Source organism: Actinacidiphila glaucinigra, assembly GCF_900188405.1.
Taxonomy (GTDB): Bacteria; Actinomycetota; Actinomycetes; order Streptomycetales; family Streptomycetaceae; genus Actinacidiphila; species Actinacidiphila glaucinigra.
Window position 1 is genome coordinate 49,911 of the sequence record NZ_FZOF01000031.1, and the last position, 22,252, is coordinate 72,162.

Consider the following 22,252-nt stretch of genomic DNA (forward strand, 5'->3'; position numbering starts at 1 on the left):
GCCGGGAGACACCATGAACGCACCGTACGGACACACCACGACGCAGGCGCCCGCCGACCCCGACGAGGTGCTCGGCAGACTGGGCGGCTCCTGGGGGTGGTCCCTGGGCTTCGCGCTCGCGACGCTCGTGGCGGGGGTGATCGTGCTCGTCTGGCCGGACGAGACGCTGCACGTGCTGGCGGTCGTCATCGGCCTCTACCTGCTCCTCGCGGGCGTCTTCCGCTTCGTCACGGCGTTCGCCCGCCAGGACGGCGGCAGCAGGGTGACGGCGGTGATCGTCGCGGTGGTCGCCGTGCTCGCCGGGGTGCTGTGCCTGCGGCACCCGCTGCAGACGACCGCCGTGCTCTCCCTCGTCCTCGGCGCGTACTGGCTGGTGTCCGGGCTGCTCGTGGGGTTCATCGCCATCGCGGGACGGGACATGCCGCACCGCGGGATGGCGTTCGCGGTGGCCGCGCTCGGGGTCGTCGCCGGGATCGTCGTGCTCGCCTTCCCCGCGCAGTCGGCGGTCGCGCTGGCCCGGCTGGTCGGACTGTGGCTCGTCCTGCTGGGCCTGGCCGAGGTGGCGGCGGCCCTCGCGCTGCGCTCCCTCGCGAAACGGCCGGCGCCGACGCGGGCGCGTCCGCCCGGGTGATCAGGGCCCGGGGTCGTCGGCGGTCTGCGCGGGCGCCGGGGTCTGCAGCGTCTGCTCGGCCCAGATGGTCTTGCCCTCGGCGTGGTAGCGGGTGCCCCACTGGTCGGCGCAGCGGGAGACGATGAACAGGCCGCGCCCGCTCTCGTCCAGGGTCCGGGCGTGCTTCAGGTGCGGCGCGCTCGCGCCCGCGTCGCTGACCTCGCAGGTCAGTGTGGCGTCCAGGACGAGCCGCAGTTGCAGGGGCGGGGCCCCGTACCGCACCGCGTTGCCCACCAGTTCGCTGAGGATCAGCTCCGTGGTGAAGGCCGTCTCCTCGTCGATCCCCCACCGCGACAGCCGGCGCCGCGCGATCGACCGCGCGATGGGCGCCGCCTCCGCGTCGCTCGGCAGCGGGCAGGTCAGCACCCGGTCGCCGGGGAACCCCCGGGTGCGGGCGAGCAGCATGAGCAGGTCCCCGGGCTGACTGCCGTTCCTGATGGCGTACGCGAAGGCGTCGCTGAGCTCCTGCAGCGGGCCCCGGCCGTACCGCTCCAGCAGGCCGTGCAGCGTCCCGGAACGCGGGTGGAGCAGGTCCGTCAGCGCGGAGGTGCCGAACAACAGGGTGGTGTGCTCGGGGAGGGCGACCGTCGTGGCGGAGAAGGGGGCGTTGCCGGTCTCCGCCAGCAGGGGCCCGGGGGAGACGGGCAGCGACTCGATCGCGCCGTCGGGGAAGACGGCGATCGGCTGCGGGTGGCCCGCGAGGGCGATCGTGCAGGTGAGGTCGAGCGGGTCGTAGACGGCGATGACGCACTCCGCGGCCAGTGGCTCGCGGTGCAGGGGGTCCCCGGCCGGCAGCGCCGCCCGCTCCTCGGCCAGCCGCGTCGCGGTGTCGCTCAGCCGTGCCAGCAGCTCCTCGGGCTGCAGGTCGAGCGCGGCGAGGGAGTGGATGACCGTCCGCAACTGCCCCATGGTGGTGGCGGCCTCGACGCCGCGCCCTTTGACGTCGCCGGCGACCAGGGCGGTGCGCGCCCCCGGCAGCGGGATCACGTCGAACCACGCACCGCCGCCCTCCATCCCCGGCAGGTGGAGGTGGGACGTCTCCAGCGCGATCCGCGGCGCCGGCCGCTGCGGCAGCAGCCGGCGCTGCACGGTGGCGGCGATGGTGCGCTCACGGGTGAAGCGCCGGGCGTTCTCGATGCACAGCGCCGCGTGGGTGCACACGTCGAGCGCCAGCCGCACGTCGTCCTCGTCGAAGAGGTCCTCGTCGTCGTGCCGGTAGAAGCTGACCAGGCCGAGCGCCTCACCGCGCACCGCCAGCGGCGCCACGATCAGCGAGTGCACGTTCTGCCGGCGGATCGCGTCGGCCCGCGCCGGGTCCGCCGCCAGCCATATGCTGTCCGCGTCCACCAGCACGAGCCGCGGCTGCAGATCGGCCATCACCCGGGCGAACGGGGTGCCGTACGGCAGGTGCCGGACGTCCCCGACCGGGTACGCCGAGACCTTCCCGCGGTAGGCGGCCCTGCGCAGCGGCACGTCGCGGTCGACGGGGACCAGCGGCGGCACCTCGCCCCGTACGACGTCCTCCACCACCTCCACCACCACGATGCCGGCGAACGCCGGGACCACCGCCTCCGCCAGCTCCTCGCAGACCGCGACCACGTCCAGGCGCTGCCCCACCCGCTCGCGCACCGCGTCCAGGACCGTCATCCGCCGGCGGCTCGTCTGCCGCTCGGTGACGTCGGAGGCCGCGGCCACCAGCCCCAGCACCTCTCCGTGCGGTCCCTCCAGACGGAAGACGGAGGTGAGGTACATGCGCCTGTGCGGCCGGCCCTCGCCCAGCGCCCCGCGCACCAGCCGGTTCAGCACCGGTTCCCCGGTCTCCAGCACCCGCCGGGCGACCTCCTCCTCCGTCACCGGGTCGTCCAGCTGGAACACCTCGCCGAAGCGCCGCCCGGGGCTCAGCGGCTCGTCGTGCAGCGCCCGCGTCGCGCTGTTCATCCGTACCAGGCGCAGTTGGTCGTCGAGGACGTGAAGGCCCACCGGGGCCTGCGAGAACATCACCTTCAGCAGCGCAGCGTCCCGCGCGCCGAGGGTGTCGCCGCCCGTGCGCACCTCCCACAGCACGGAGGTACCGCGCAGGATCGGCCTGACCAGCAGCTCGCTCCGGCCCAGCGCGGATCCGGGCGCGCGCACGAGGTCGGCGACGGGCCGTCCCACGGCCCCGTCGGCGGGCAGGCCGAACAACTCCTCGGCCTTCGGCCACCACTCCTCCACCCGCCCGCCCTCGTCGACGAGCAGGAGCACGTCACCGCCACCCGCCATCCGCACGCACCTCCCACCTCACCCTCTCCCACCCCACCAGCCCCCGCACCCCGGCGTTTTCCCCCGGGGAAGGCCCGCCGCCGCGTCCGCGCTCAGGAGGCGAGGAGCCGCTCGTCGGACGGGGCGGGGGAGGGCGAGGGGAAGCCGTCGCCGTACTGCACCGCGATCATGGCGATGTCGTCGTCGAGCTTGATGGCGCCGCCGCCCACGTGCAGGGAGAGCCCGTCGAGTACGTGCTGGAGCAATTCCTCCGGACGGGAGCCGGGCCAGGTGGCCACGTGCGCGCCCAGGTCGTAGAACTGGCCGTCGTCGTTGCGGGCCTCGATGGCCCCGTCGGTGTAGAGCAGCAGCGTCGCCTCGCGGCCGAAGGGGAAGGTGTCGACGATGTAGTCCCCGGCGTCCAGGCTGCCCAGGCCGAGCGGGGGAGAGGGCGTGGCGGGGGACAGCAGCAGGGTGCCGGACCGCTGTGCCATGTAGGGCGGGGGATGCCCGCAGTTGACCATGTGGATCTCGGCGCAGTCGTCGGGGACCTCGAGGACCAGCGCGGTGATGAACCGTTCCACGGCGTCGCTGTCGGTCCGGCCCGTCTCCTCGAAGTGGCCGCGTATCGAGTGCTCCAGGTCGGCCACCAGCTCCGGGAGCGAGCCGAACCGGCGGGCCGCCCCCCGGAACGCCCCGAGCAGTGCCTCCGCGTCCTCGACCGCGGGCAACCCCTTGCCCTTGACGTCCCCGATCAGGAAGCGCACCCCCGCCGCGCTCCTGGCCACCGCGTACAGGTCCCCGCCGATCTGCGCGTACGGATGGGAGGCGTGGTACGCCGCCCGCACGAGCAGCGGCCCGATGCGCGGGGGCAGCGGGCGCAGCAGGACGCGCTGGATGGTGTCGGACACGATCCGCACCTCCATCAGCTCCCTGACGCTGCGGTCACGGATGCTGCGGGAGGCGATGACGAAGGCCGAAACGAGGAGGATCTCCAGCTGGTGCACGGCGGGGATGGACGTGCCCAGCAGGTTGTCGTGCACGTCCAGTACGAAGGCCGCGACACAGGACAAGGCGGCGCTCAGGGTCGTCGTCCCCGGCCCCGCCAGCACGGCCGTGGTGGCGGGGACCACCACCATCAGCGAGGCCAGGTGCTCGGTGGGCGGCAGTATGAAGCCGGTGACGACGATGGAGATGATCATGAACAGGGCCAGCGCCAGCGGCCCGTGGCCCTGGGTCAGCAGCGTCACCCAGGAGGGACCGGGCCCTGAGCCGTGCGGCGCCGCCCGCCGCCCGGGCAGCCGCCGCAGGCGGTGCGTGAGGCTGTCCTTCATCGCGGCTCCGGGTCCCCGACGGGTCCGGGGGCCGAAGCACGAAGGCCGTCCTCCAGCGCTGGCGATCGCATACACCGAATGTACGCCCCGCAAACATCTCGGGTCATCGTGGTACTTAATGGCACTGTTCGGGAAAAGCGGATGAAACGGGGAAGGGTGGGGCCGGTGGGCGGTGCGCCCGGCCCGAAGGTCCGGGGCGTCACCCGTGGACGTCAGCCTGCGTACGTCAGCCTGCGAACGCCTCGACCAGGGTCCAGACGGCCAGGCCCGCCATGCAGACGCCGCCGACGCGCTGGATGGTCTTCAGCGGGACCTTCTTGGCGATGAACCGGCCCACCACCAGCGCGAGGGCGGAGACCGACATCAGTGCCGCGGCCGAGCCGATCGCGGTCGGCAGCCAGCCGTTGGTGGCGGCGAGGTTGGCGGTGGTGATCTGCGTGAGGTCGCCCCACTCGCTGATGAACACGGCCGTGAACGCGGTGGAGTACACCGGCCAGAACCCGGTCACGGTCCTGCCGGCCTCGTCGTGGTCGTCGTCGCCCCCGCCCCGCAACAGCACCACGGCGCCGAAGGCGAACAGGGCGGCGGAGACCAGCTTCACCGCCATGTTCGGCAGCATGCTGATCAGGCTGCCCGCGCCCACCGCGATGGCCACGTGCAGGATGAAGGCGGTCGAGGTGCCGAACCAGACGTAGAGCGGGCGCATGCGCGTGCCCATCGCCAGCGAGGCGAACATCGTCTTGTCCGGGAGCTCGGCGAGGAAGATCAGCCCGAAGGCGGTGACGAGCGCCAGGGGGTCGAAGGTCATTCCGGTGCTTTCTGCTGGGGCCGGACCGCGGACTCGACGGCACCCAGGGGGCGACGGGAAGCGCCAACGGCCCGGCGCGACGGAGCGGCCCGCACGGCGGTGCGGACCACGTCTTGCCTTGGCCGAAGGTCTCGTCCACCCCCGCACCCGGTGCGGCGGCCCGGTGGCCGGGACATCCACGGACGTCCAGTGTGTCGACCAGCCGGTATTGCGGGACTACTCCCCTTCGCTTCACCCAGTGTACCCAATGCCCCGGTCGGCCCCGCCGCCCCCTTGCCGGGCGTCCCGGTCGGCGGACGCGTGCGCCCTTGTGCGACGCCCGCTCGTTCGGTCGGCGGCGCGGGATACTGGGCGCATGAAGCTGACGGTGTTCTGGGAACGGATGCGCGTGCACTTCGGCGAGACGTACGCCGACTCCTTCGCGCGCGACCACGTGATGTCCGAGCTCGGCGGCCGGACCGTCCACCAGGCACTGGACGAGGGCTGGGAGACCAAGGACGTCTGGCGGGCGGTGTGCGCGGCCGTCGACGTCCCGGCCTCGCGCCGCTGAGCACGGGGCGGGACTGAGGGCGTGACGGGAAGCGACGAGACGATAGCCGGGGCGACCGGGGGTCCGCGGCCCCCGGGGGAACCGGGACACGGAACGGGTGCCGGGGAGGGTGCGGGGGGTTCGGCGATGCCGCGCTGGCTGCCGAGGGCCATGGTGCTGGCGATCGCGCTGCTGGCCGCCTTCCAGCTGGCGAACTGGGCGTTCCACCAGGTCATCGGATTGCTGGTGAACATCCTGCTGGCCTTCTTCGCCGCCCTGGCGATCGAGCCGGCGGTGGACTGGATGGCCGCGCGCGGGATGCGCAGGGGGTGGGCGACCGGGCTGGTGTTCCTGGTCGTGCTCGCCGCGGGCGGGATCTTCGTGGTGCTGCTCGGCTCGCTGCTGGTGGACCAGATCACCTCGATCGGCAGCAATCTGCCGGAGTACGTCGACGACGTGGTCGTGTGGGTCAACCAGACCTTCGGCACCGACCTGTCCGTCGGCAAGCTGCAGGAGAACGTGCTGCACTCCGACTGGCTGCGCACCTATGTGCAGCGGCAGGCGGGCAACGTGTGGGGGCTGTCGGCGACGGTCCTCGGCGGGGTCTTCCAGGTGCTGACGATCGGCCTGTTCACCTTCTACTTCGCCGCCGACGGGCCCCGGATGCGCCGTGCCGTCTGCTCGGTGCTGCCGCCGGCCCGGCAGGCCGAGGTGCTGCGGGCGTGGGAGATCGCGGTGGCCAAGACCGGCGGCTACCTGTACTCGCGGGCCCTGATGGCGCTGATCTCCGCCGTCGCCCACTACGTGCTGTTCGTGGTCATCGGGGTGCCCTACGCCCCGGCGCTGGCGGTCTGGGTCGGCGTCGTCTCGCAGTTCGTGCCGACGGTCGGCACGTACCTGGCGGGGGCGCTGCCGATGCTGATCGCGTTCACGCAGGACCCGTGGGACGCGCTGTGGGTGCTCGGCTTCGTCGTGGTCTACCAGCAGTTCGAGAACTACGTGCTGCAGCCGCGGATCACCGCGCGCACCGTCGCCATCCACCCCGCGGTGGCCTTCGGGTCGGTGATCGCGGGCACCGCGCTGCTGGGGGCGGTGGGCGCGCTGGTGGCGATCCCGGCGACGGCGACGCTGCAGGGCTTCCTCGGGGCGTACGTGAAGCGGTACGCCGTCACGGACCCGCGGGCGCACGGGCCGCAGCGGCGTCCGCTGTTCCGGTGGCGGTCGCGCGGGGAGGGGCGGGACCGGCGGGACGGCCGGGGCGGGGCGGACGACGGGGGCGCCTGAGGTTCGCGGGTCGCTTGACACGAAAATCGAACATCCATTCTCATGGATGTCCCGGGCCCGGTTTCCCAAGGGTTTTCACGGACTCCCGTGGGTTGTCCACAGGCCGGGGGCGGCGTCGGGACGCGTTGTCAGTGGCAGGCAGTAGCGTCATGGACGTGAAGCGAACGACTCAGACACCCAGGGTGGAACCCATGGCAGGAACCGACCGCGACAAGGCGCTCGACGCCGCGCTCGCACAGATTGAACGGCAGTTCGGCAAGGGTGCCGTCATGCGCCTCGGCGATCGGCCGAACGATCCCATCGAGGTCATCTCGACGGGATCCACCGCCCTGGACGTCGCCCTCGGCGTCGGCGGTCTCCCGCGCGGCCGCGTGGTGGAGGTCTACGGTCCGGAGTCCTCCGGCAAGACGACCCTGACCCTGCACGCGGTGGCCAACGCCCAGCGGGCCGGCGGCAAGGTCGCCTTCGTGGACGCCGAGCACGCCCTCGACCCCGACTACGCCAAGCGCCTCGGCGTGGACGTCGACTCCCTGCTGCTGTCCCAGCCGGACAACGGCGAGCAGGCCCTCGAGATCACCGACATGCTGATCCGCTCCGGCGCGCTGGACCTCATCGTGATCGACTCCGTGGCGGCCCTCGTGCCGCGGGCCGAGATCGAGGGTGAGATGGGTGACTCGCACGTGGGTCTGCAGGCCCGTCTGATGAGCCAGGCGCTGCGCAAGATCACCGGTGCGCTCCACCAGTCCAAGACCACCGCGATCTTCATCAACCAGCTCCGCGAGAAGGTCGGCGTGATGTTCGGCTCGCCGGAGACCACGACCGGTGGCCGCGCGCTGAAGTTCTACGCCTCCGTGCGGCTGGACATCCGCCGTATCGAGACCCTCAAGGACGGCACGGACGCGGTCGGCAACCGCACCCGCGTCAAGGTCGTCAAGAACAAGGTCGCGCCGCCCTTCAAGCAGGCCGAGTTCGACATCCTCTACGGCCAGGGCATCAGCCGCGAGGGCGGTCTGATCGACATGGGTGTGGACCACGGCTTCATCCGCAAGTCCGGTGCCTGGTACACCTACGAGGGCGACCAGCTCGGCCAGGGCAAGGAGAACGCGCGCAACTTCCTGCGCGACAACCCCGACCTCGCCGACGAGATCGAGAGGAAGATCAAGGAGAAGCTCGGCATCGGCGTCCGGCCGGAGGCCGCGGCTGATGAGGCCGGCGCCGACGCGACCGCTCCCGCCGCTGCGGCGGCCGACCCGGCCAAGGCCGACGCCGCGACCGTCCCTGCGCCCAAGGCCGTCAAGGCGACCAAGGCCGCGGCCGCCAAGGCCTGACGGTGGCATCCCGGCGCAAGGATCGTGGTGACTCCTTCTCCCCCTCCTTGCCCGCCCCCGGGCAGGAGGGGACCAGGGCGGAGCAAGAGCGCCCGCTTGACCCCGTGGAGCAGGCGCGGGCGCTCTGTCTGCGCCTGCTCACCGGGACCCCCCGTACCCGAAAGCAGCTTGCCGACGCCATGCGCCGCCGGGACATCCCGGAGGCGGCGGCGGAGCAGGTGCTGGAACGGTTCGAGGACGTCGGGCTCATCGACGACCAGGCGTTCGCCCACGCCTGGGTCGAGTCCCGGCACCGCGGCCGGGGCCTCGCCCGGCGTGCCCTCGCCCAGGAACTGCGCACCAAGGGGGTGGACGCCGAGGCGATCGGCCACGCCGTGGGGCAGCTCGACGCGGAGCAGGAGGAGGAGACGGCCCGCGCCCTCGTCGATCGCAAGCTCAGGGCCACCCGCGGTCTGGAGAAGGAGAAGCGGATCCGCCGGCTCGCCGGGATGCTCGCCCGCAAGGGGTATGCGGAAGGGCTCGCCCTGAGGGTGGTCCGCCGTGCCCTGGAGGAGGAGGGCGAGGACCCGGAGGCGCTGGAGTACTACCTGCCCGACTGAACCTTCGCTGAGGTTCCTTGACCGTGCCTCTGAGTCGACCTAGCCTCACAACGGGTGAGGGATCGCGTCCTCAGAGATACGGGAGTTGGTGCCATGGGCATCGCGCTGGGGACCGAATCCGTGTTCACGGCCGCGGCCGTGGCCGTCACCGTTGTCGTCGCCGTCACCGCCGGCGTGCTGCTCCGACGGCTCCGCGCGGAACGCGAACAGCTCAGGGCGGCGGCCGAGCGTGAGGCCCGGGAGATCCGGGCCACCGCCAAGGAGGAAGTCCGCGAGATCCGGGCCGACTTGGAGCGGCGTGAGCAGAGGCTCGCCGACCGGGAGGCCCGTATCGACGCCGAGTCGGAGCAACTCCACCGGCGCCGCCGTGAACTGGCGGAGGAACGCGAGGAACTGGAGCGCCGCCGCGCCGAGCTCAGCCGGCTGGAGGAGGAGCGGCGCGAGGTCCTGGAGCGCGTCGCCGCCTACACCGCCGCCGAGGCCCGCGCCGACCTCGTGCGCTCCGCGGAGCAACAGGCCAAGCGCGAGGCGGCGGTGATCGCCCGCGACATCGAGCGGGCCGCCCGCGACCGCGGTGAGGAACGCGCCCGGCGGATCGTCGCCGGGGCCATCCAGCGGGTGGCCACCGAGCAGACCGCCGAGTCCGTGGTGTCGGTGCTGCAACTGCCCGGCGACGAGATGAAGGGCCGGATCATCGGCCGCGAGGGCCGCAACATCCGTGCCTTCGAGGCCGTCACCGGAGTCAACCTCATCATCGACGACACGCCCGAAGCGGTTCTGCTCTCCTGCTTCGACCCGGTGCGCCGCGAGGTCGCCCGGCTCGCCCTGGACGCACTCGTCACCGACGGCCGTATCCACCCGCACCGCATCGAGGAGGTCTACGAGCGCAAGCAGGCAGAGGTGGAGCAACTGTGCGTGCGCCACGGAGAGGACGCGCTCACCGAGATCGGCATCACCGACATGCACCCCGAACTGGTCACGCTGCTGGGGCGGTTGCGCTACCGCACCTCCTACGGCCAGAACGTGCTCGGCCATCTCCTGGAGTCCTCGCACATCGCGGGCATGATGGCCGCCGAACTCGGCGTCGACCCGGCCGTGGCGAAGCGCGGCACGCTGCTGCACGACATCGGCAAGGCACTCACCCACGAGGTCGAGGGCAGCCACGCCCTCATCGGCGCGGACCTGGCGCGGCGGCACGGCGAGTGCGAGGACGTCGTCCACTCCATCGAGGCCCACCACAACGAGGTCGCCCCCCGTACCGTCGAGGCGGTCCTCACCCAGGCCGCCGACGGCATCTCCGGGGGGCGTCCCGGCGCCCGGCGCGAGTCCCTGGAGAGCTACGTCCGCCGGCTCAAGCGGCTGGAGCAGATCGCCGCCGCGCACACGGGCGTTTCCAAGGTCTTCGCCATGCAGGCCGGACGCGAGGTCCGGGTCATGGTGCGCCCGGAGGACGTGGACGACATCCAGGCGCAGGTCATCGCCCGCGACGTGGCCAAGCAGGTCGAGGAGGAACTCACCTACCCCGGCCAGATCCGCGTCACCGTCGTCCGGGAGTCCCGGGCCACGGAGTTCGCCCGCTGAGCGGGCCGCCGCGAAGCCCCGTACAGACGGCTCAGCACCCCGTCCGGGCCCGCCGTGAAGCGCTCGCGCGGTGCCGGTGTCACCGGCGAACCCAGCGGCGACCCGGCGTGCGACTGCTCCCGGAGCCGGCCAACTCCCGCGAGGTCGGCGAAGCGCTCACGCGAGCGCAGGGCGCGCCGCTCCGGTCTCCGGCGAGAGTCGTACCGCGACCGTGCAGCCCGCTGCCCTTCTCACCGCGGCGCGGGGAACGCGACCGGGCTCAGGGCCCGGCCCCGCTCGTCCGCCCATGGGCGCGAGCGCCCGCGCCGCCGGAGGGCCGGCGGCCGGTGGCGGGTCCGGGCCGTCGCGGCCACCAGGCCCGACGCGGGAGCAACGGATGCCATGGCGGCCGTGCCGCCCCCGCCCAGGCCCAGGCCCAGGCCCAGGCCCAGGCCCATGCCCAGGCCCGGGCCGGGGTCCGTCAGTGGGGGACGCGGTCCTGGACGGCGCTCGGGGGGCCGCCGCGGGCGAGGTCGGCGTAGGCGTACAGCTCGGTCGGGCGGCAGCCGGTCATCACGGTCACCAGATGGCCGTCCGGGCGGATCAGCAGCACGCTGTGCGCCGTCGACCCCGGATAGGCCTCCGTGACGAGCAGTTCCGCCCGGGTGGGCAGGGCCGCCACCGCCTTGGCCAGCCGGGGCATCAGGCCCGCGGTGAGCCAGTGCCGGCTCTCCCAGACCCCGGTGCCCGGCGCGACCAGGACGACCAGCAGGTCACGCCCGAGCCGCTCGTACAGGTGCGCACGGGAGCCGTCGAGTGCCGTGACCGGGACGTCGAAGACCGCGCCGCCCGGGGGAGTGGCGCAGGACCCCAGCAGCGGCGACGGCGCCGCCGCCGAGGACGCGGAGGCCGCCGCGCCCGCTCCGCGGGGAGCGGGCAGCGCGAGCGGTGAGCGGGCGTAGACCGGCGGGGCGCCGAGCGCGCCCCGGCCGAGGTGGCCGTCGGTGAGCAGTTCGGCGTACCGCCGGGCGGAGCCGGACAGCACGGAGCGCCGCACCGTGTGCCAGACACCGCTCGTCCGCAGCAGCGGCAGCACCTGGTCGGTGGCCCGCAGCCGGGCGCCCACCGCGCCGCGCCGTTCGGCCTGGTAGCTGTCGAGCAGGGTGTCCGACGCCCCGTGGTGCCAGGCCAGGGAGAGCTTCCAGGCGAGGTTGTCGGCGTCGCGCAGCCCCTCCTCCAGGCCCTGTGCGCCCAGCGCGCCCATGAGGTGCGCCGCGTCGCCGGCCAGGAAGACCCGGCCGGCGCGCCAGCGCCGGGCCAGCCGCTGGTGCACCGGGTACTCGGCGGAGCCCAGCAGTTCGTACGGAGGAACGCTTCCGCACCAGGCCGTGAGCGTGCCGCGGACGCGCGAGACGAGCTCGTCGGAGGTGAGCGGCTCACCGCGCGCCGGCAGCAGCCAGTCCAGTCGCCACACCCCGTCCGGCAGCGGACGGGCCGTCACCTCCGGGCCCGCGCCCGGCCCCGGCGGCTCGCGGTGCAGCAGTGCCACGCCCTCGTCGGGCAGCGCGACCCGCAGGGCGGCCACGGCGTGCCGGTCGACGGCCGTACGGCCGGGGAACCGCACGCCCAGCAGCTTGCGCACGGTGGAGCGCGGGCCGTCGCAGCCGATCAGGTAACTGCCGCGCCACCAGGTGGCGTTGGCACCCTTGGTGCGGACGCTGACACCGCGTTCGTCCTGCTCGACCGCCTCGACGCGGGCTCCCGGCACGATCCGCGCCAGCGCCTGTTCGGCGAGCGCCCCACGGAGCCCGCGCTCCAGGCGCTCCTGCCCGATGTGCAGCGGGGAGGGCCCCTGCCCACCGGAGGCACGGTCGCCGAACTCCACGCGGACGGTCTCCTGCCGGCGGCGCAGCGTCCGCCACGCGTCCCAGGTCGCCCCGGACTCGTACAGCCGGCGGTGGCCGAGCCGGACCAGCAGCCCGGCGGTCTCCGGGCTCAGTACGGCCGTGCGCTCCGGGGAGAGCGCGGGCGGGTGGTCGTGCTCGTCGAGGACGATGCTCGGCACGTCGTGCCGGGCCAGGCAGAGCGCGAGGGCGAGCCCGACCGGACCCGCCCCCGCGATGATCACCGGGTCCACGGCAGGGTCCCGGGAAGTTGTGCAGTCACATTGCGTATGCAACCTACTGCGCGTGCGTGCGTCAAGTGACCACACCCGCCGCGCGGTGGTACGCCTGGCGCACCGTCACTCCGCCGCGGCCTCCACCGCCTTGATGTCGCCGGCCTTGGGCGGCGCGCCCTTGCGGCTGCGGCGGCCGCGACGCTCGATCCAGTTGGCCAGCGCGCTGAGCGCCAGGCACATCAGGATGTAGATCGGCGCCACGATGATGATCATCGGGATGAAGGGGAAGCCCGCGCTGTTCTTGGCGATGAGGTTGCCGGTGTAGAGCAGCTCCTCGTAGGTGATGATGTAGCCGAGCGAGGTGTCCTTCAGGGTGACCACCAGCTGGCTGATGATCGACGGCAGCATCGCCCGGGTCGCCTGCGGGATCAGCACGAAGACCATGACCTGCGTCTTGCGCAGGCCGATCGCGTACGCGGCCTCGCGCTGGCCCTTCGGCACGGCGTTGATGCCGGCCCGGAAGATCTCGGCCTGCACCGAGCCGTTGTAGAGGGTCAGGCCGATCACCAGCGCCCACAGCGGGGCGGAGGTGAAGACGCCCACGTACAGCGCGAAGATCATGATCAGCAGCGGCATCGCGCGGAAGAACTCCACGACGACGGTCGCCACCCAGCGCACCGGCGCGTGGTCCGACAGCCGGCCCGCCGCCAGCGCCGCGCCCAGCACCAGCGAGAAGACCGCGGCGAGCGCGAAGGCCTTCAGCGTGGCGACCAGACCGTCGACGATGCGCTGCTGGATGTCGGTGTACTGGAAGGGCTCCCAGAGGTACGAGGCGAACTGCCCCGAGTCGTCGAGCCGCCGGTAGACGAACCACAGCAGCGCCAGGATCGCCAGGGCGGCGAGCGCGCCGACGACCCGGTTGCGGACCCTGGCCCGGGGGCCGGGCGCGTCGAAGAGGACGTTCGCGCTCATCGGGCCACCGCCAGCCGGGTCTCGAGCAGTCGGAAGACCGCGCTGATGAAGAGGGTGATGATCAGGTAGGCGACGGCCACCCAGATGAAGATCGCGAAGATGTTGTAGCCCTCCTCGCCGAGCGTCTTCTGCACGCTGAACAGCTCGAAGACGCTGAAGCCACCGGCGATCGCGGAGTTCTTGGTGAGCGCGATCAGCAGGCTGCCGATGGGCGGCAGCACGGTCCGGGTGGCCTGCGGCAGGATGATCAGCCGCAGGGTCTGGGTGAAGGTCATCCCGAGGCTGCGGGCGGCCTCGGCCTGCCCGAGCGGGACGGTGTTGATGCCCGAGCGGACGGCCTCGCAGATGAAGGCCGAGGTGTAGCAGCTCAGGGCGAGCACGGCGAGCCGGAAGAAGCTCCAGGTGTTCAGCCCCAGCCGGGGCAGCACCAGCGCCGCGATGAAGAAGAGCAGGGTCAGCGGGGTGTTGCGCAGCAGCGTCACCCAGACCGTGCCGAAGGCGCGCAGGGGCGGCACCGGGGACACCCGGAACGCGGCCATGATCACCCCGAGCACCAGGGCGATCGCCCCGCTCAGCGCGGTCAGCTCGACCGTGCCGAGGAACCCCTCGCGGAAGAGCGCGAAGTTGTCCAGCAGTACGTTCATCGATTCTCCGAAGGGGGTGCGCCGACGGCCGCTCCCGGCCGCCGGCGCATCAGGCTCGGGCTGTGCCGGGGAAGGGGGACGGGACCCGGCTCAGGCCGGGTCCCGGCCGTTTCAGGACTCCAGCTGGGGGATCTCGGCGCTCACGCCGGACTTGCCGAGCGTGGCGTCGTACGCCTTCTTCCAGTCGCCGTTGTCCTCGTGGTTCTTCAGGGCGGCGGTGAGCGCCTCCTGCAGGACCTTGTCGTCCTTGAGCAGGCCCACGCCGTAGGGCTCCTCGGAGAACGGCTTGCCGACGACCTCGAGGTTGGCCGGGTCCTGGGCGGCGTAGCCCTTGAGGATGGCGTCGTCCGTGGTCACCGCGTCCACCTGGCCGGAGGCGAGGTTCTGCACGCACAGCGAGTACGAGTCGTACTCGACCGGCTCGGCGCCGTAGCCGCCGTCCTTGATGCGCTGGATGGAGGTGGAGCCGGTCGCCGAGCAGACCTTCTTGCCCTTGAGGTCGTCCGTGCTCTTGATGCCGCTGCCCTTCTTGACCAGGAGGTCCTGGCCCGCGACGAAGTACGGGCCGGCGAAGGAGACGGACTTCTTGCGCTCGTCGTTGATGGTGTACGTGCCGACGTAGTAGTCGACCTGGCCGCCGGCGAGGGCGGTCTCGCGGTTGGCCGACTGGATCGTCTTGAACTCGATCTTGCTCTCGTCGAAGCCGAGGTCGGCGGCGATCATCTTGGCGATCTCGATGTCGAAGCCGGAGTACTTCTTGCTGCCCGGGTCCTGGTAGCCCAGGTTCGGCTGGTCGGCCTTGACGCCGACGACGAGCTTGCCGTTCTTCTTGATGCGGTCCCAGGTCTTGGAGCCGGCCAGGTCCACGCCGGTCTTGACGGTGTAGGTGGGCAGCTCGGCGGCGGCGGCGCTGCTGGAACCGCTCTTGTCAGGGGTGCCGGAGGAGGAGGGCGAGCCCTCCTTGCCGCACGCGGTGGCGGTGGCGGTCAGCGCCAGGACGGCCAGAGCGGCGGCGGCAGTGGTACGGAAGCTCATCGTGATCATCCTTAGGTCGGCGAACCGTCGGTGTCGCTCTCAGTGGTGAAGGATCTTCGAAAGGAAGTCCTTTGCCCGGTCGCTCCGGGGATTGCTGAAGAACTGGTCGGGCGTCGCCTGCTCGACGATCCGCCCGTCCGCCATGAAGACGACGCGGTTCGCGGCGGACCGGGCGAAGCCCATCTCATGGGTGACGACAACCATCGTCATCCCGTCGCGTGCGAGCTGCTGCATGACCTCCAGCACCTCGTTGATCATCTCGGGGTCGAGCGCCGAGGTCGGCTCGTCGAAGAGCATGACCTTCGGCTCCATCGCCAGCGCCCGGGCGATCGCCACGCGCTGCTGCTGGCCCCCGGAGAGCTGTGCGGGGTACTTGTCCGCCTGGCTGCCCACGCCCACCCGGTCCAGCAGGGAGCGGGCGCGCTCCTCGGCGGCCTTCTTCCCGGCTTTGCGCACCTTGACCTGGCCGAGCGTGACGTTCTCCAGGACCGTCTTGTGCGCGAAGAGGTTGAAGGACTGGAAGACCATGCCGACGTCGGCGCGCAGCCGGGCCAGCTCCTTGCCCTCCTGCGGCAGCGGCTTCCCGTCGATCGTGATCAGACCCGAGTCGATCGTCTCCAGGCGGTTGACCGCCCGGCACAGCGTCGACTTGCCCGACCCCGAGGGGCCGATGACGACCACGACCTCGCCGCGGCCGATGCTGAGGTTGATGTCCTGGAGCACGTGCAGCGCGCCGAAGTGCTTGTTCACGTCCTTCAGTACGACCAGGTCGTCGGCCGCCGGAACGGCGTCCTTGGGCACGGGGACTTCGGTCATCGGCGTGTGCTCCATCCTCGTCGGTTGACCAGACCTTGGCGATCACCCTATTGACGCTTGGCAAACGGAGTCAGCACATCTGAGGGGAACTTGAGCATTACGATCCGGTCACTGGCTGGTACAAATCCGGCACTGTGGGTGAGCCCGGCCGGTTGTGCAGCGTACCGGCTCCGTAACAGTCGCCACACAGGGCCGGGCTGCGCTTGACGCACACGTGGCGGATCGGCGTGTATTCGGTGGTACAGCATGATTGCGGGAGCGTGCGGGACCGAGCCGCGGGAGGTGGACGGATGAGACTGCTGCTCGTGGAGGACGACCACCGGGTCGCCGCCGCGCTGGCGGCCGTGCTGGCCAAGCACGGACTGCAGGTCACCCACGCCCGCAGCGGCGAGGAGGCGTTGCACGCGCTGCTGCCGGACCACGGTCCCGGTTTCGACGTGGTCCTGCTCGACCTCGGCCTGCCCGACCAGGACGGCTTCGAGGTGTGCAGCCGCATCCGGCTGCGCACCGCCATCCCCGTGATCATGGTGACCGCCCGCGCCGACGTGCGGTCGCGCATCCACGGACTCAACCTCGGCGCCGACGACTACGTGGTGAAGCCGTACGACACCGGGGAGTTGCTCGCCCGTATCCACGCCGTCTGCCGCCGCAAGGCGCAGGAGGCGTCCGCGGGGCCCGAGACGGAGGGTGCGCAGGCCCCCGACGTCATCGGGCTCGGCCCGGTCCGGGTGGAGCTGGCCACCCGCAAGGTCACCGTCGGCGACGAGCCGGTCGCGCTGACCCGCAAGGAGTTCGACCTGCTCGCGATGCTCGCGCAGCGGCCCGGTGTGGTCTTCCGCCGTGAGCAGATCATCAGCGAGGTGTGGCGGACGAGTTGGGAGGGGACCGGGCGCACCCTTGAGGTGCATGTGGCGTCCCTGCGCTCCAAACTGCGCCTGCCCTCCCTGATCGAGACCGTGCGCGGGGTCGGCTACCGCCTCGTCGTGCCCTCCGGCTAGGGGGCCGTTCTTCCGTGCATGCCCGGCTGCTGCCGCTGCTCATCGTCCTGATGGCCGGTGTGCTGCTGGCGCTCGGCTTCCCGCTCGCCGCCAGCCTGGCCGCCACCCAGCAGCAGCGGGTCGTCGTGGACCGCATCGACGACACCGCGCGCTTCGCCGCGCTCGCGCAGTACGTCAGCACCGACGGCGGCGGTGAACGGGAGAGCACGCTGCGGGCGGAGCTGCTGCAGTACCAGGAGGTCTACGGCATCAGGGCCGGTGTCTTCGGCCGCGACGGCAAGCCGATCGCCTCGGCCCCGGCCGGCTGGACACTGCCCACCGGCGGCGAGGCCTTCACCGCGTACAGCGAGGCCCTCGCCGGGCGGCGCAGCCACGATCCCACGCAGATCTGGCCCTGGCAGCACCGCTCCCTGCCGGTCGCCTCCCCGGTCGTCCGGGACGGCGACGTCGTCGCGGTGGTGCTCACCGACTCCCCGACCGGCGCCATGCGCTCGCGCATCCTGCGCGGCTGGCTGCTGCTCGCGGCCGGTGAACTGGCCGCCATGATCGTGGCCGTCATGGCCGCCTTCCGGCTCACCGGCTGGGTGCTGCGCCCGGTGCGGGTGCTGGACCGGGTCACCCACGACATCGCCACCGGCCGGATGAAGTCCCGGGTGGCCGTGTCCGGGGGGCCGCCCGAACTGCGGCGCCTGGCCAGGTCGTTCAACGAGATGGCCGACAACGTCGAGGAGGTCCTCGACCAGCAGCGGGCCTTCGTCGCCGACGCCTCCCACCAGTTGCGCAACCCGCTGTCCGCGCTGCTGCTGAGGATCGAACTGCTGGGCCTGGAACTGCCCGACGGGCACGAGGAGATCGCCTCGGTCCAGGAGGAGGGCAAGCGCCTGGCCTCGGTCCTGGACGACCTGCTGGGCCTCGCCACCGCCGAGCACGCCGAGGCCAACCTCGCCCTCACCGACATCGCCGCCCTCGCCGCGGAACGCGTCGAGGCGTGGCGGCCGGTCGCCGAGCGCGACGGTGTCGAACTCGGCTACGGGGGCGCCGCCGCGGTGACCGGCTGGGCGGACCCGGTGGCGCTGTCCAGCGCCCTCGACGCCGTGATCGACAACGCCGTGAAGTTCACGCCGGGCGGCGGGCGCGTACGGGTCACCACCGAACTGCGGGGAGGCCCCGGAGCCATCGACGTGACCGTCGCCGACGGCGGCCCGGGGCTCACGGGGGAGGAACTGGCCCGCATCGGCGACCGCTTCTGGCGCAGCCCGCGTCACCAGAACGTGGACGGATCGGGTCTGGGCCTGTCCATCGCGCGGGTCCTGCTGGCCCAGGGCGGCGGCGGCATCGCCTTCGCCCCGAACGAGCCGCACGGGCTGCGCGTCACCCTGACGGTGCCGCGAACGGCTCCCTGAGCCCGGGGCCGGCCTGGCGGGCCAGCGGGTTGGAGCCGATCGAGTTGTGGATGCTGAAGTTGACCGCGTCCGAGCGGTAGCGGTCGTCCGACCACTCCACCGGGCGGCCCTTCTGCGTGGTGGTCACCCGGCGTACCCGCAGCAGCGGGCTGCCGCGCCGGACGCCCAGCAGCTCGCTGTCCCGGGTGCCGGCGGAGACGGCGTCGATCAGGTGCTCCCCGTAGGCGAAGACCAGGCCCATGTCCTCGTAAAGCCGCTGGGTGACGGACTCGCAGTCCGGCTCTATGCGCAGCACCGCGGGGGCGATCCAGTCGGCGTAGACGGTGCGCTCCACCAGGACGCGCTCACCGTCGAGACCGCGTACCCGCAGCACGTACAGCACGTCCGTGCCGGTGCGCAGGTGCAGGCGCGTGGCGTCCTCCGCGGAGGCCGGCCGGGTCTCGGTGCGGACCACGGTGCCGGAGGCGGCACGGCCCATGGCCCGCGCCCACTGGGCGAAGCTGCGCAGCTCCGCGAAGCTCTGACTGCGCCGGCTGGCCAGCACGACGCGGCGGGCGCCCTGGCGGGAGCCGATCAGGCCCTCCACGGTGAGCGCGGCGACGGCCTGGCGGACGGTCCCGCGGGAGACGCCGTACCGGGCGGCCAGTTCCGTCTCCGGGGGGAGCAGGGCACCGACGGTGTACTCCTCGTCGTCGATGGCCCGCCGGAGCTCCTCGGCGATCTCCTCGTGCCGTGCCGCCACTGCGCCCCCTTCCGTTCATGCACCGTCTGCGCACAACACCGCTCAGCGTAGACGAGCTTGGCGCCGATCGCGCGCAGGGGTTCACGGCTCCTTCGGGCCTGTCACCAGGTGCTTGGCCGAAAGGGGACGACTGCCCTCTGCAGGCTTGCCCAGGTTTTCCCGCCGTTTACGGAAAGGCCATTGACGCCCGGCCTACTGAAGGCCAACTTGTTCGGACAAGTTGAAGCGCTCCCCGACCTCCCTGCCCTTCAGGACCCGACTTACCCTCCAGGAGACTTCCGTGCCCGCGTCCCTTCCGAAGGCGGCCGCTCTCGCCGCCGGCCTCGCCGTGACCGCGCTGGCCCTCAGCGCCTGCGGTTCGGCCCCCACCACGCAGACCTCCGCCGACGGCAAGAACGGCAAGAGCGCGGCCACCGCGACCTCCGCCGAGGAATTCGGCGGCATGGACGCCCTGATCGCCGCCGCCAAGAAGGAGGGCACGCTCAACGCGATCGCCCTGCCTCGCGACTGGGCGAACTACGGCGCGCTGATCGACGGCTTCACCAAGAAGTACGGCATCAAGATCCAGAACGAGACCCCGGACGCCGCCAGCCAGGACGAGATCAACGCCGTCACCTCCCGCAAGGGCCAGGACCGCGCCCCCGACGTCCTCGACCTCGGCGCGTCCTTCGCGATCAGCGGTGCCCAGCAGGGCCTGTTCGCCCCCTACAAGGTCGCCTCCTACGACGACATCCCGGCCGCCCAGAAGGACGCCCAGGCCCGCTGGTACAACGACTACGGCGGCTACGTCTCCATCGGCTGCGACGCCAAGCGCGTCAAGAACTGCCCGACCACCTTCGCCGACCTCCTCAAGCCCGAGTACAAGGGCCAGGTCGCGATGAACGGCAACCCGACCAAGTCCGGCTCCGCGTTCGGCGGCGTCTACGCGGCGGCGCTGGCCAACGGCGGCTCCTTCGACGACATCCAGCCCGGCATCGACTTCTTCGGCAAGCTGAAGAAGAACGGCAACTACAACCCCGTCGAGTCCACCCCGGCCACGGTCGAGAAGGGCGAGACCCCGATCAGCATCGACTGGGACTACCTCAACGCCGGTTACGCCGAGGAGTTCGCCAGCAAGGGCGTGGACTGGAAGGTCTCCGTCCCGAGCGACGGCGAGTACGCCCAGTACTACGCGCAGGCGATCAACAAGGACGCCCCGCACCCGGCGGCCGCCCGCCTGTGGCAGGAGTACCTCTACAGCGCCGAGGGCCAGAACCTGTGGCTCGCCGGCTTCGCCCGCCCCGTCCTGATGCCCGCCATGGACAAGGCCGGCACCCTGGACAAGACCGCCGCCGCCAAGCTCCCCCCGGTCGCCGGCACCCCGTCCTTCCCGACGGACGACCAGCAGAACAAGGCCAAGGAAGTGCTGGCCCAGGGCTGGGGCAAGGCCGTCTCCGGATGACCGACCCGATGACCGCCACCGCGGCGCCCGTCGCCGCCGCTGCCGGGGCCACCGCCCCGGCGCGGCGGCGCTCGGCCGGCTGGCTCGCGGTGGTCCCGCTGCTCGTCTTCGTGGCGATCAGCTTCGGGGCCCCCGCCGTCGCCATGGTCAACGGCGCCTTCACCGTCAAGGACCCCGCGAGCGGGGCCTCCTCGTACACCACGGCCAACCTGACGGCCTCCCTGCAGGGCGCTTACCTGACCGCCCTGTGGGGCAGCGTGAAGCTGTCCGGGCTCTCCGCCGCCATCGGCGCGGTGCTCGGGCTGCTGCTCGCCCAGGCCGTGGTGACCTCGCGCTTCCGCGCGCTGCGCGAAGCCGTGCTGACCGCGTCCGGCGTGCTCGCCAACTTCGGCGGGGTGCCGCTGGCCTTCGCCTTCGTGGCGACCCTGGGCAACGCCGGTGTCCTCACCCGTCACTTCGGTCTCGACGAACACGGCTGGAGCCTCTACAGCTTCTGGGGCCTGGTCATCGTCTACCTCTACTTCCTCATCCCCCTCATGGTGCTCACCGTGACCCCGGCGCTGGAGGGGCTGCGCGTCCAGTGGCGCGAGGCCGCCCAGAACAACGGCGCCACCACCGGCCAGTACTGGCGGCACGTCGCCCTGCCCGTGCTGGCCCCCTCGCTCCTCGGCGGCCTGGTGCTGCTCTTCGGCAGCGCCTTCGCCGCCTACGCCACCGCCGCGGCGATGGTCGGCAGCTCCGTGCCGCTGATCACCCTGCAGATCGCCGACGCCATCTCCGGCAACGTCCTGGTCGGACAGGAGAACGTGGCGCTCGCCCTGAGCCTCGACATGATCGTCGTCGCCGGCCTGGTCATGGCGGTCTACCTGCCCCTGCAACGACGGAGCGCGCGATGGCTGGTCTGACGGGCACACGGATCCGGCCCTGGCGCGGTGTCGTCCTCGCCGGTGCCGGCCTCTACTTCCTGGTGCCGCTGGCCGCCTCGGTGATCTTCACCGTGGACGTCCCCGGCCAGGGTGTCACCTTCGACGCGTACGGGCAGATCCTCAAGGCGGAGGGCTTCACCTCCAGCCTGCTGCTCTCCCTGGAGCTCGCGGCCGCCACCATCGCGGTCGTCCTGCTGCTGATGGTCCCCGCCATGGTCGCGCTGCGCCTGTCCGCGCCCCGGCTGCGCCCGCTGGTCGAGGTGATCTGCTCGCTGCCGCTGGTGGTGCCGCCGATCGCGCTGGTCGCCGGGGTCAGCAGCGTGCTGCGCTGGGGCCCCGAGCACCTGGCCAGCACGCCGTTCTTCCAGACCTTCGTGGCGATCCAGAACCCGGCCTTCCCGGTCGTCCTGGTGCTCACGTACGTCGTGATGGCGCTGCCCTTCGTGTTCCGGGCGCTGGACGCCGGGCTGCGGGCGGTGGACGTCCGCACCCTCGTCGAGGCCGCCCGGTCCTGCGGCGCGAACTGGCCTGCCGCCCTGATCCGGGTGGTGCTGCCGAACCTGCGCGGGGCGCTGCTCAACGCCTCCTTCCTCACCCTCGCTTTGGTGCTCGGCGAGTTCACCGTCGCACAGCTGCTGGGCTTCCAGCCCTTCGCGGTGTGGATCGTCACGGTCAGCGGCTCGCAGGCCCAGCTGTCGGTGGCCGTCTCGGTGCTCAGCCTGCTGGTCACCTGGCTGCTGCTGCTCGTCCTGGCCGCCGTCGGCGGACGCCGTCCCACCTCATCCGCCTCCCGGAAGTGACCG

General features: G+C 72.1%; 19 protein-coding genes and 1 pseudogene. 11 read left to right on the forward strand and 9 right to left on the reverse strand.

The window, feature by feature from the left end; all coding sequences use genetic code 11:
- Positions 1–13: 13 nt before the first annotated feature.
- Positions 14–631: an HdeD family acid-resistance protein gene (locus CHF15_RS37155; RefSeq protein ID WP_089228350.1), complete on the forward strand. Its 618-nt coding sequence runs from the start codon at positions 14–16 to the stop codon at positions 629–631.
- Here the strand turns inward: CHF15_RS37155 and CHF15_RS37160 are convergent, their stop codons facing one another.
- The 3 genes from CHF15_RS37160 to CHF15_RS37170 all read right to left on the reverse strand — a co-directional run bounded on the left by CHF15_RS37160 (position 632) and on the right by CHF15_RS37170 (position 5,053).
- Positions 632–2,932 carry a SpoIIE family protein phosphatase gene (locus tag CHF15_RS37160; RefSeq protein WP_245939243.1) on the reverse strand — a complete coding sequence of 767 codons (2,301 nt, stop codon included), beginning with the start codon at positions 2,930–2,932 and terminating at the stop codon, positions 632–634.
- A 92-nt stretch (positions 2,933–3,024) separates the two neighbouring features.
- A complete protein-coding gene (locus tag CHF15_RS37165; protein WP_089228351.1) occupies positions 3,025–4,245 on the reverse strand; it encodes a PP2C family protein-serine/threonine phosphatase in 1,221 nt (406 codons plus the stop codon).
- A 226-nt stretch (positions 4,246–4,471) separates the two neighbouring features.
- Positions 4,472–5,053, reverse strand: coding sequence for a TMEM165/GDT1 family protein (locus tag CHF15_RS37170; protein WP_089228352.1), 582 nt, complete (start codon positions 5,051–5,053; stop codon positions 4,472–4,474).
- Between the two features lie 355 nt (positions 5,054–5,408).
- Between CHF15_RS37170 and CHF15_RS37175 the strand changes: the two genes are divergently transcribed.
- From CHF15_RS37175 to rny, 5 genes and pseudogenes are all read left to right on the forward strand, one after another.
- On the forward strand, positions 5,409–5,603 hold the full coding sequence (locus CHF15_RS37175) for a DUF3046 domain-containing protein (RefSeq protein WP_018561797.1): 195 nt from the start codon (positions 5,409–5,411) through the stop codon (positions 5,601–5,603).
- 126 nt (positions 5,604–5,729) lie between these two features.
- The gene (locus CHF15_RS37180) at positions 5,730–6,866 is read left to right on the forward strand and encodes an AI-2E family transporter (protein WP_089228353.1); all 1,137 of its coding nucleotides are present in this window, start codon (positions 5,730–5,732) and stop codon (positions 6,864–6,866) included.
- A gap of 191 nt (positions 6,867–7,057) precedes the next feature.
- Entirely contained in the window at positions 7,058–8,194 is a 1,137-nt protein-coding gene (gene recA / locus CHF15_RS37185) for a recombinase RecA (RefSeq protein WP_089228354.1), read from the forward strand.
- Positions 8,170–8,793, forward strand: a pseudogene (gene recX, locus CHF15_RS37190) (recombination regulator RecX); the annotation flags it as partial. The gene recA and the pseudogene recX, both read left to right, overlap by 25 nt.
- A gap of 93 nt (positions 8,794–8,886) precedes the next feature.
- Positions 8,887–10,374, forward strand: coding sequence for a ribonuclease Y (gene rny, locus CHF15_RS37195; protein ID WP_089228355.1), 1,488 nt, complete (start codon positions 8,887–8,889; stop codon positions 10,372–10,374).
- 460 nt (positions 10,375–10,834) lie between these two features.
- Here the strand turns inward: rny and CHF15_RS37205 are convergent, their stop codons facing one another.
- From CHF15_RS37205 to CHF15_RS37225, 5 genes are all read right to left on the reverse strand, one after another.
- On the reverse strand, positions 10,835–12,490 hold the full coding sequence (locus CHF15_RS37205; protein WP_089228357.1) for an FAD-dependent monooxygenase: 1,656 nt from the start codon (positions 12,488–12,490) through the stop codon (positions 10,835–10,837).
- Positions 12,491–12,595: 105 nt separating this feature from the next.
- A complete protein-coding gene (locus CHF15_RS37210; protein ID WP_089228358.1) occupies positions 12,596–13,444 on the reverse strand; it encodes an amino acid ABC transporter permease in 849 nt (282 codons plus the stop codon).
- Positions 13,441–14,088: an amino acid ABC transporter permease gene (locus CHF15_RS37215; RefSeq protein WP_089228359.1), complete on the reverse strand. Its 648-nt coding sequence runs from the start codon at positions 14,086–14,088 to the stop codon at positions 13,441–13,443. Before CHF15_RS37215 ends, CHF15_RS37210 begins: the two co-directional genes overlap by 4 nt.
- A gap of 111 nt (positions 14,089–14,199) precedes the next feature.
- Positions 14,200–15,123 carry a glutamate ABC transporter substrate-binding protein gene (locus CHF15_RS37220; RefSeq protein ID WP_089228360.1) on the reverse strand — a complete coding sequence of 308 codons (924 nt, stop codon included), beginning with the start codon at positions 15,121–15,123 and terminating at the stop codon, positions 14,200–14,202.
- Between the two features lie 39 nt (positions 15,124–15,162).
- On the reverse strand, positions 15,163–15,939 hold the full coding sequence (locus CHF15_RS37225) for an amino acid ABC transporter ATP-binding protein (RefSeq protein WP_089228361.1): 777 nt from the start codon (positions 15,937–15,939) through the stop codon (positions 15,163–15,165).
- Between the two features lie 290 nt (positions 15,940–16,229).
- On the opposite strand from CHF15_RS37225, the gene CHF15_RS37230 reads away from it, so the two are divergent.
- Positions 16,230–16,937 carry a response regulator transcription factor gene (locus CHF15_RS37230; protein ID WP_089228362.1) on the forward strand — a complete coding sequence of 236 codons (708 nt, stop codon included), beginning with the start codon at positions 16,230–16,232 and terminating at the stop codon, positions 16,935–16,937.
- A 14-nt stretch (positions 16,938–16,951) separates the two neighbouring features.
- Positions 16,952–18,340, forward strand: a complete 1,389-nt coding sequence (locus CHF15_RS37235) for a sensor histidine kinase (RefSeq protein ID WP_089228363.1) — start codon at positions 16,952–16,954, stop codon at positions 18,338–18,340.
- On the opposite strand, the gene CHF15_RS37240 is transcribed toward CHF15_RS37235, so the two are convergent.
- Positions 18,309–19,082 carry a GntR family transcriptional regulator gene (locus tag CHF15_RS37240; protein ID WP_089228364.1) on the reverse strand — a complete coding sequence of 258 codons (774 nt, stop codon included), beginning with the start codon at positions 19,080–19,082 and terminating at the stop codon, positions 18,309–18,311. The genes CHF15_RS37235 and CHF15_RS37240 overlap by 32 nt on opposite strands.
- A gap of 280 nt (positions 19,083–19,362) precedes the next feature.
- Here CHF15_RS37240 and CHF15_RS37245 point away from each other — a divergent pair, with 280 nt between their 5' ends.
- Genes CHF15_RS37245 through CHF15_RS37255 form a run of 3 tightly spaced genes read left to right on the forward strand, consistent with a single transcriptional unit; the run spans position 19,363 to position 22,249 of the window.
- The gene (locus tag CHF15_RS37245; protein ID WP_089228365.1) at positions 19,363–20,523 is read left to right on the forward strand and encodes an ABC transporter substrate-binding protein; all 1,161 of its coding nucleotides are present in this window, start codon (positions 19,363–19,365) and stop codon (positions 20,521–20,523) included.
- Positions 20,520–21,428: an ABC transporter permease gene (locus CHF15_RS37250; RefSeq protein WP_375821187.1), complete on the forward strand. Its 909-nt coding sequence runs from the start codon at positions 20,520–20,522 to the stop codon at positions 21,426–21,428. The genes CHF15_RS37245 and CHF15_RS37250 overlap by 4 nt, the downstream gene beginning before the upstream one ends.
- Positions 21,416–22,249 (forward strand): ABC transporter permease, encoded by an 834-nt coding sequence (locus CHF15_RS37255; RefSeq protein WP_089228367.1) that lies wholly within the window; start codon positions 21,416–21,418, stop codon positions 22,247–22,249. The genes CHF15_RS37250 and CHF15_RS37255 overlap by 13 nt, the downstream gene beginning before the upstream one ends.
- Positions 22,250–22,252 lie beyond the last annotated feature (3 nt).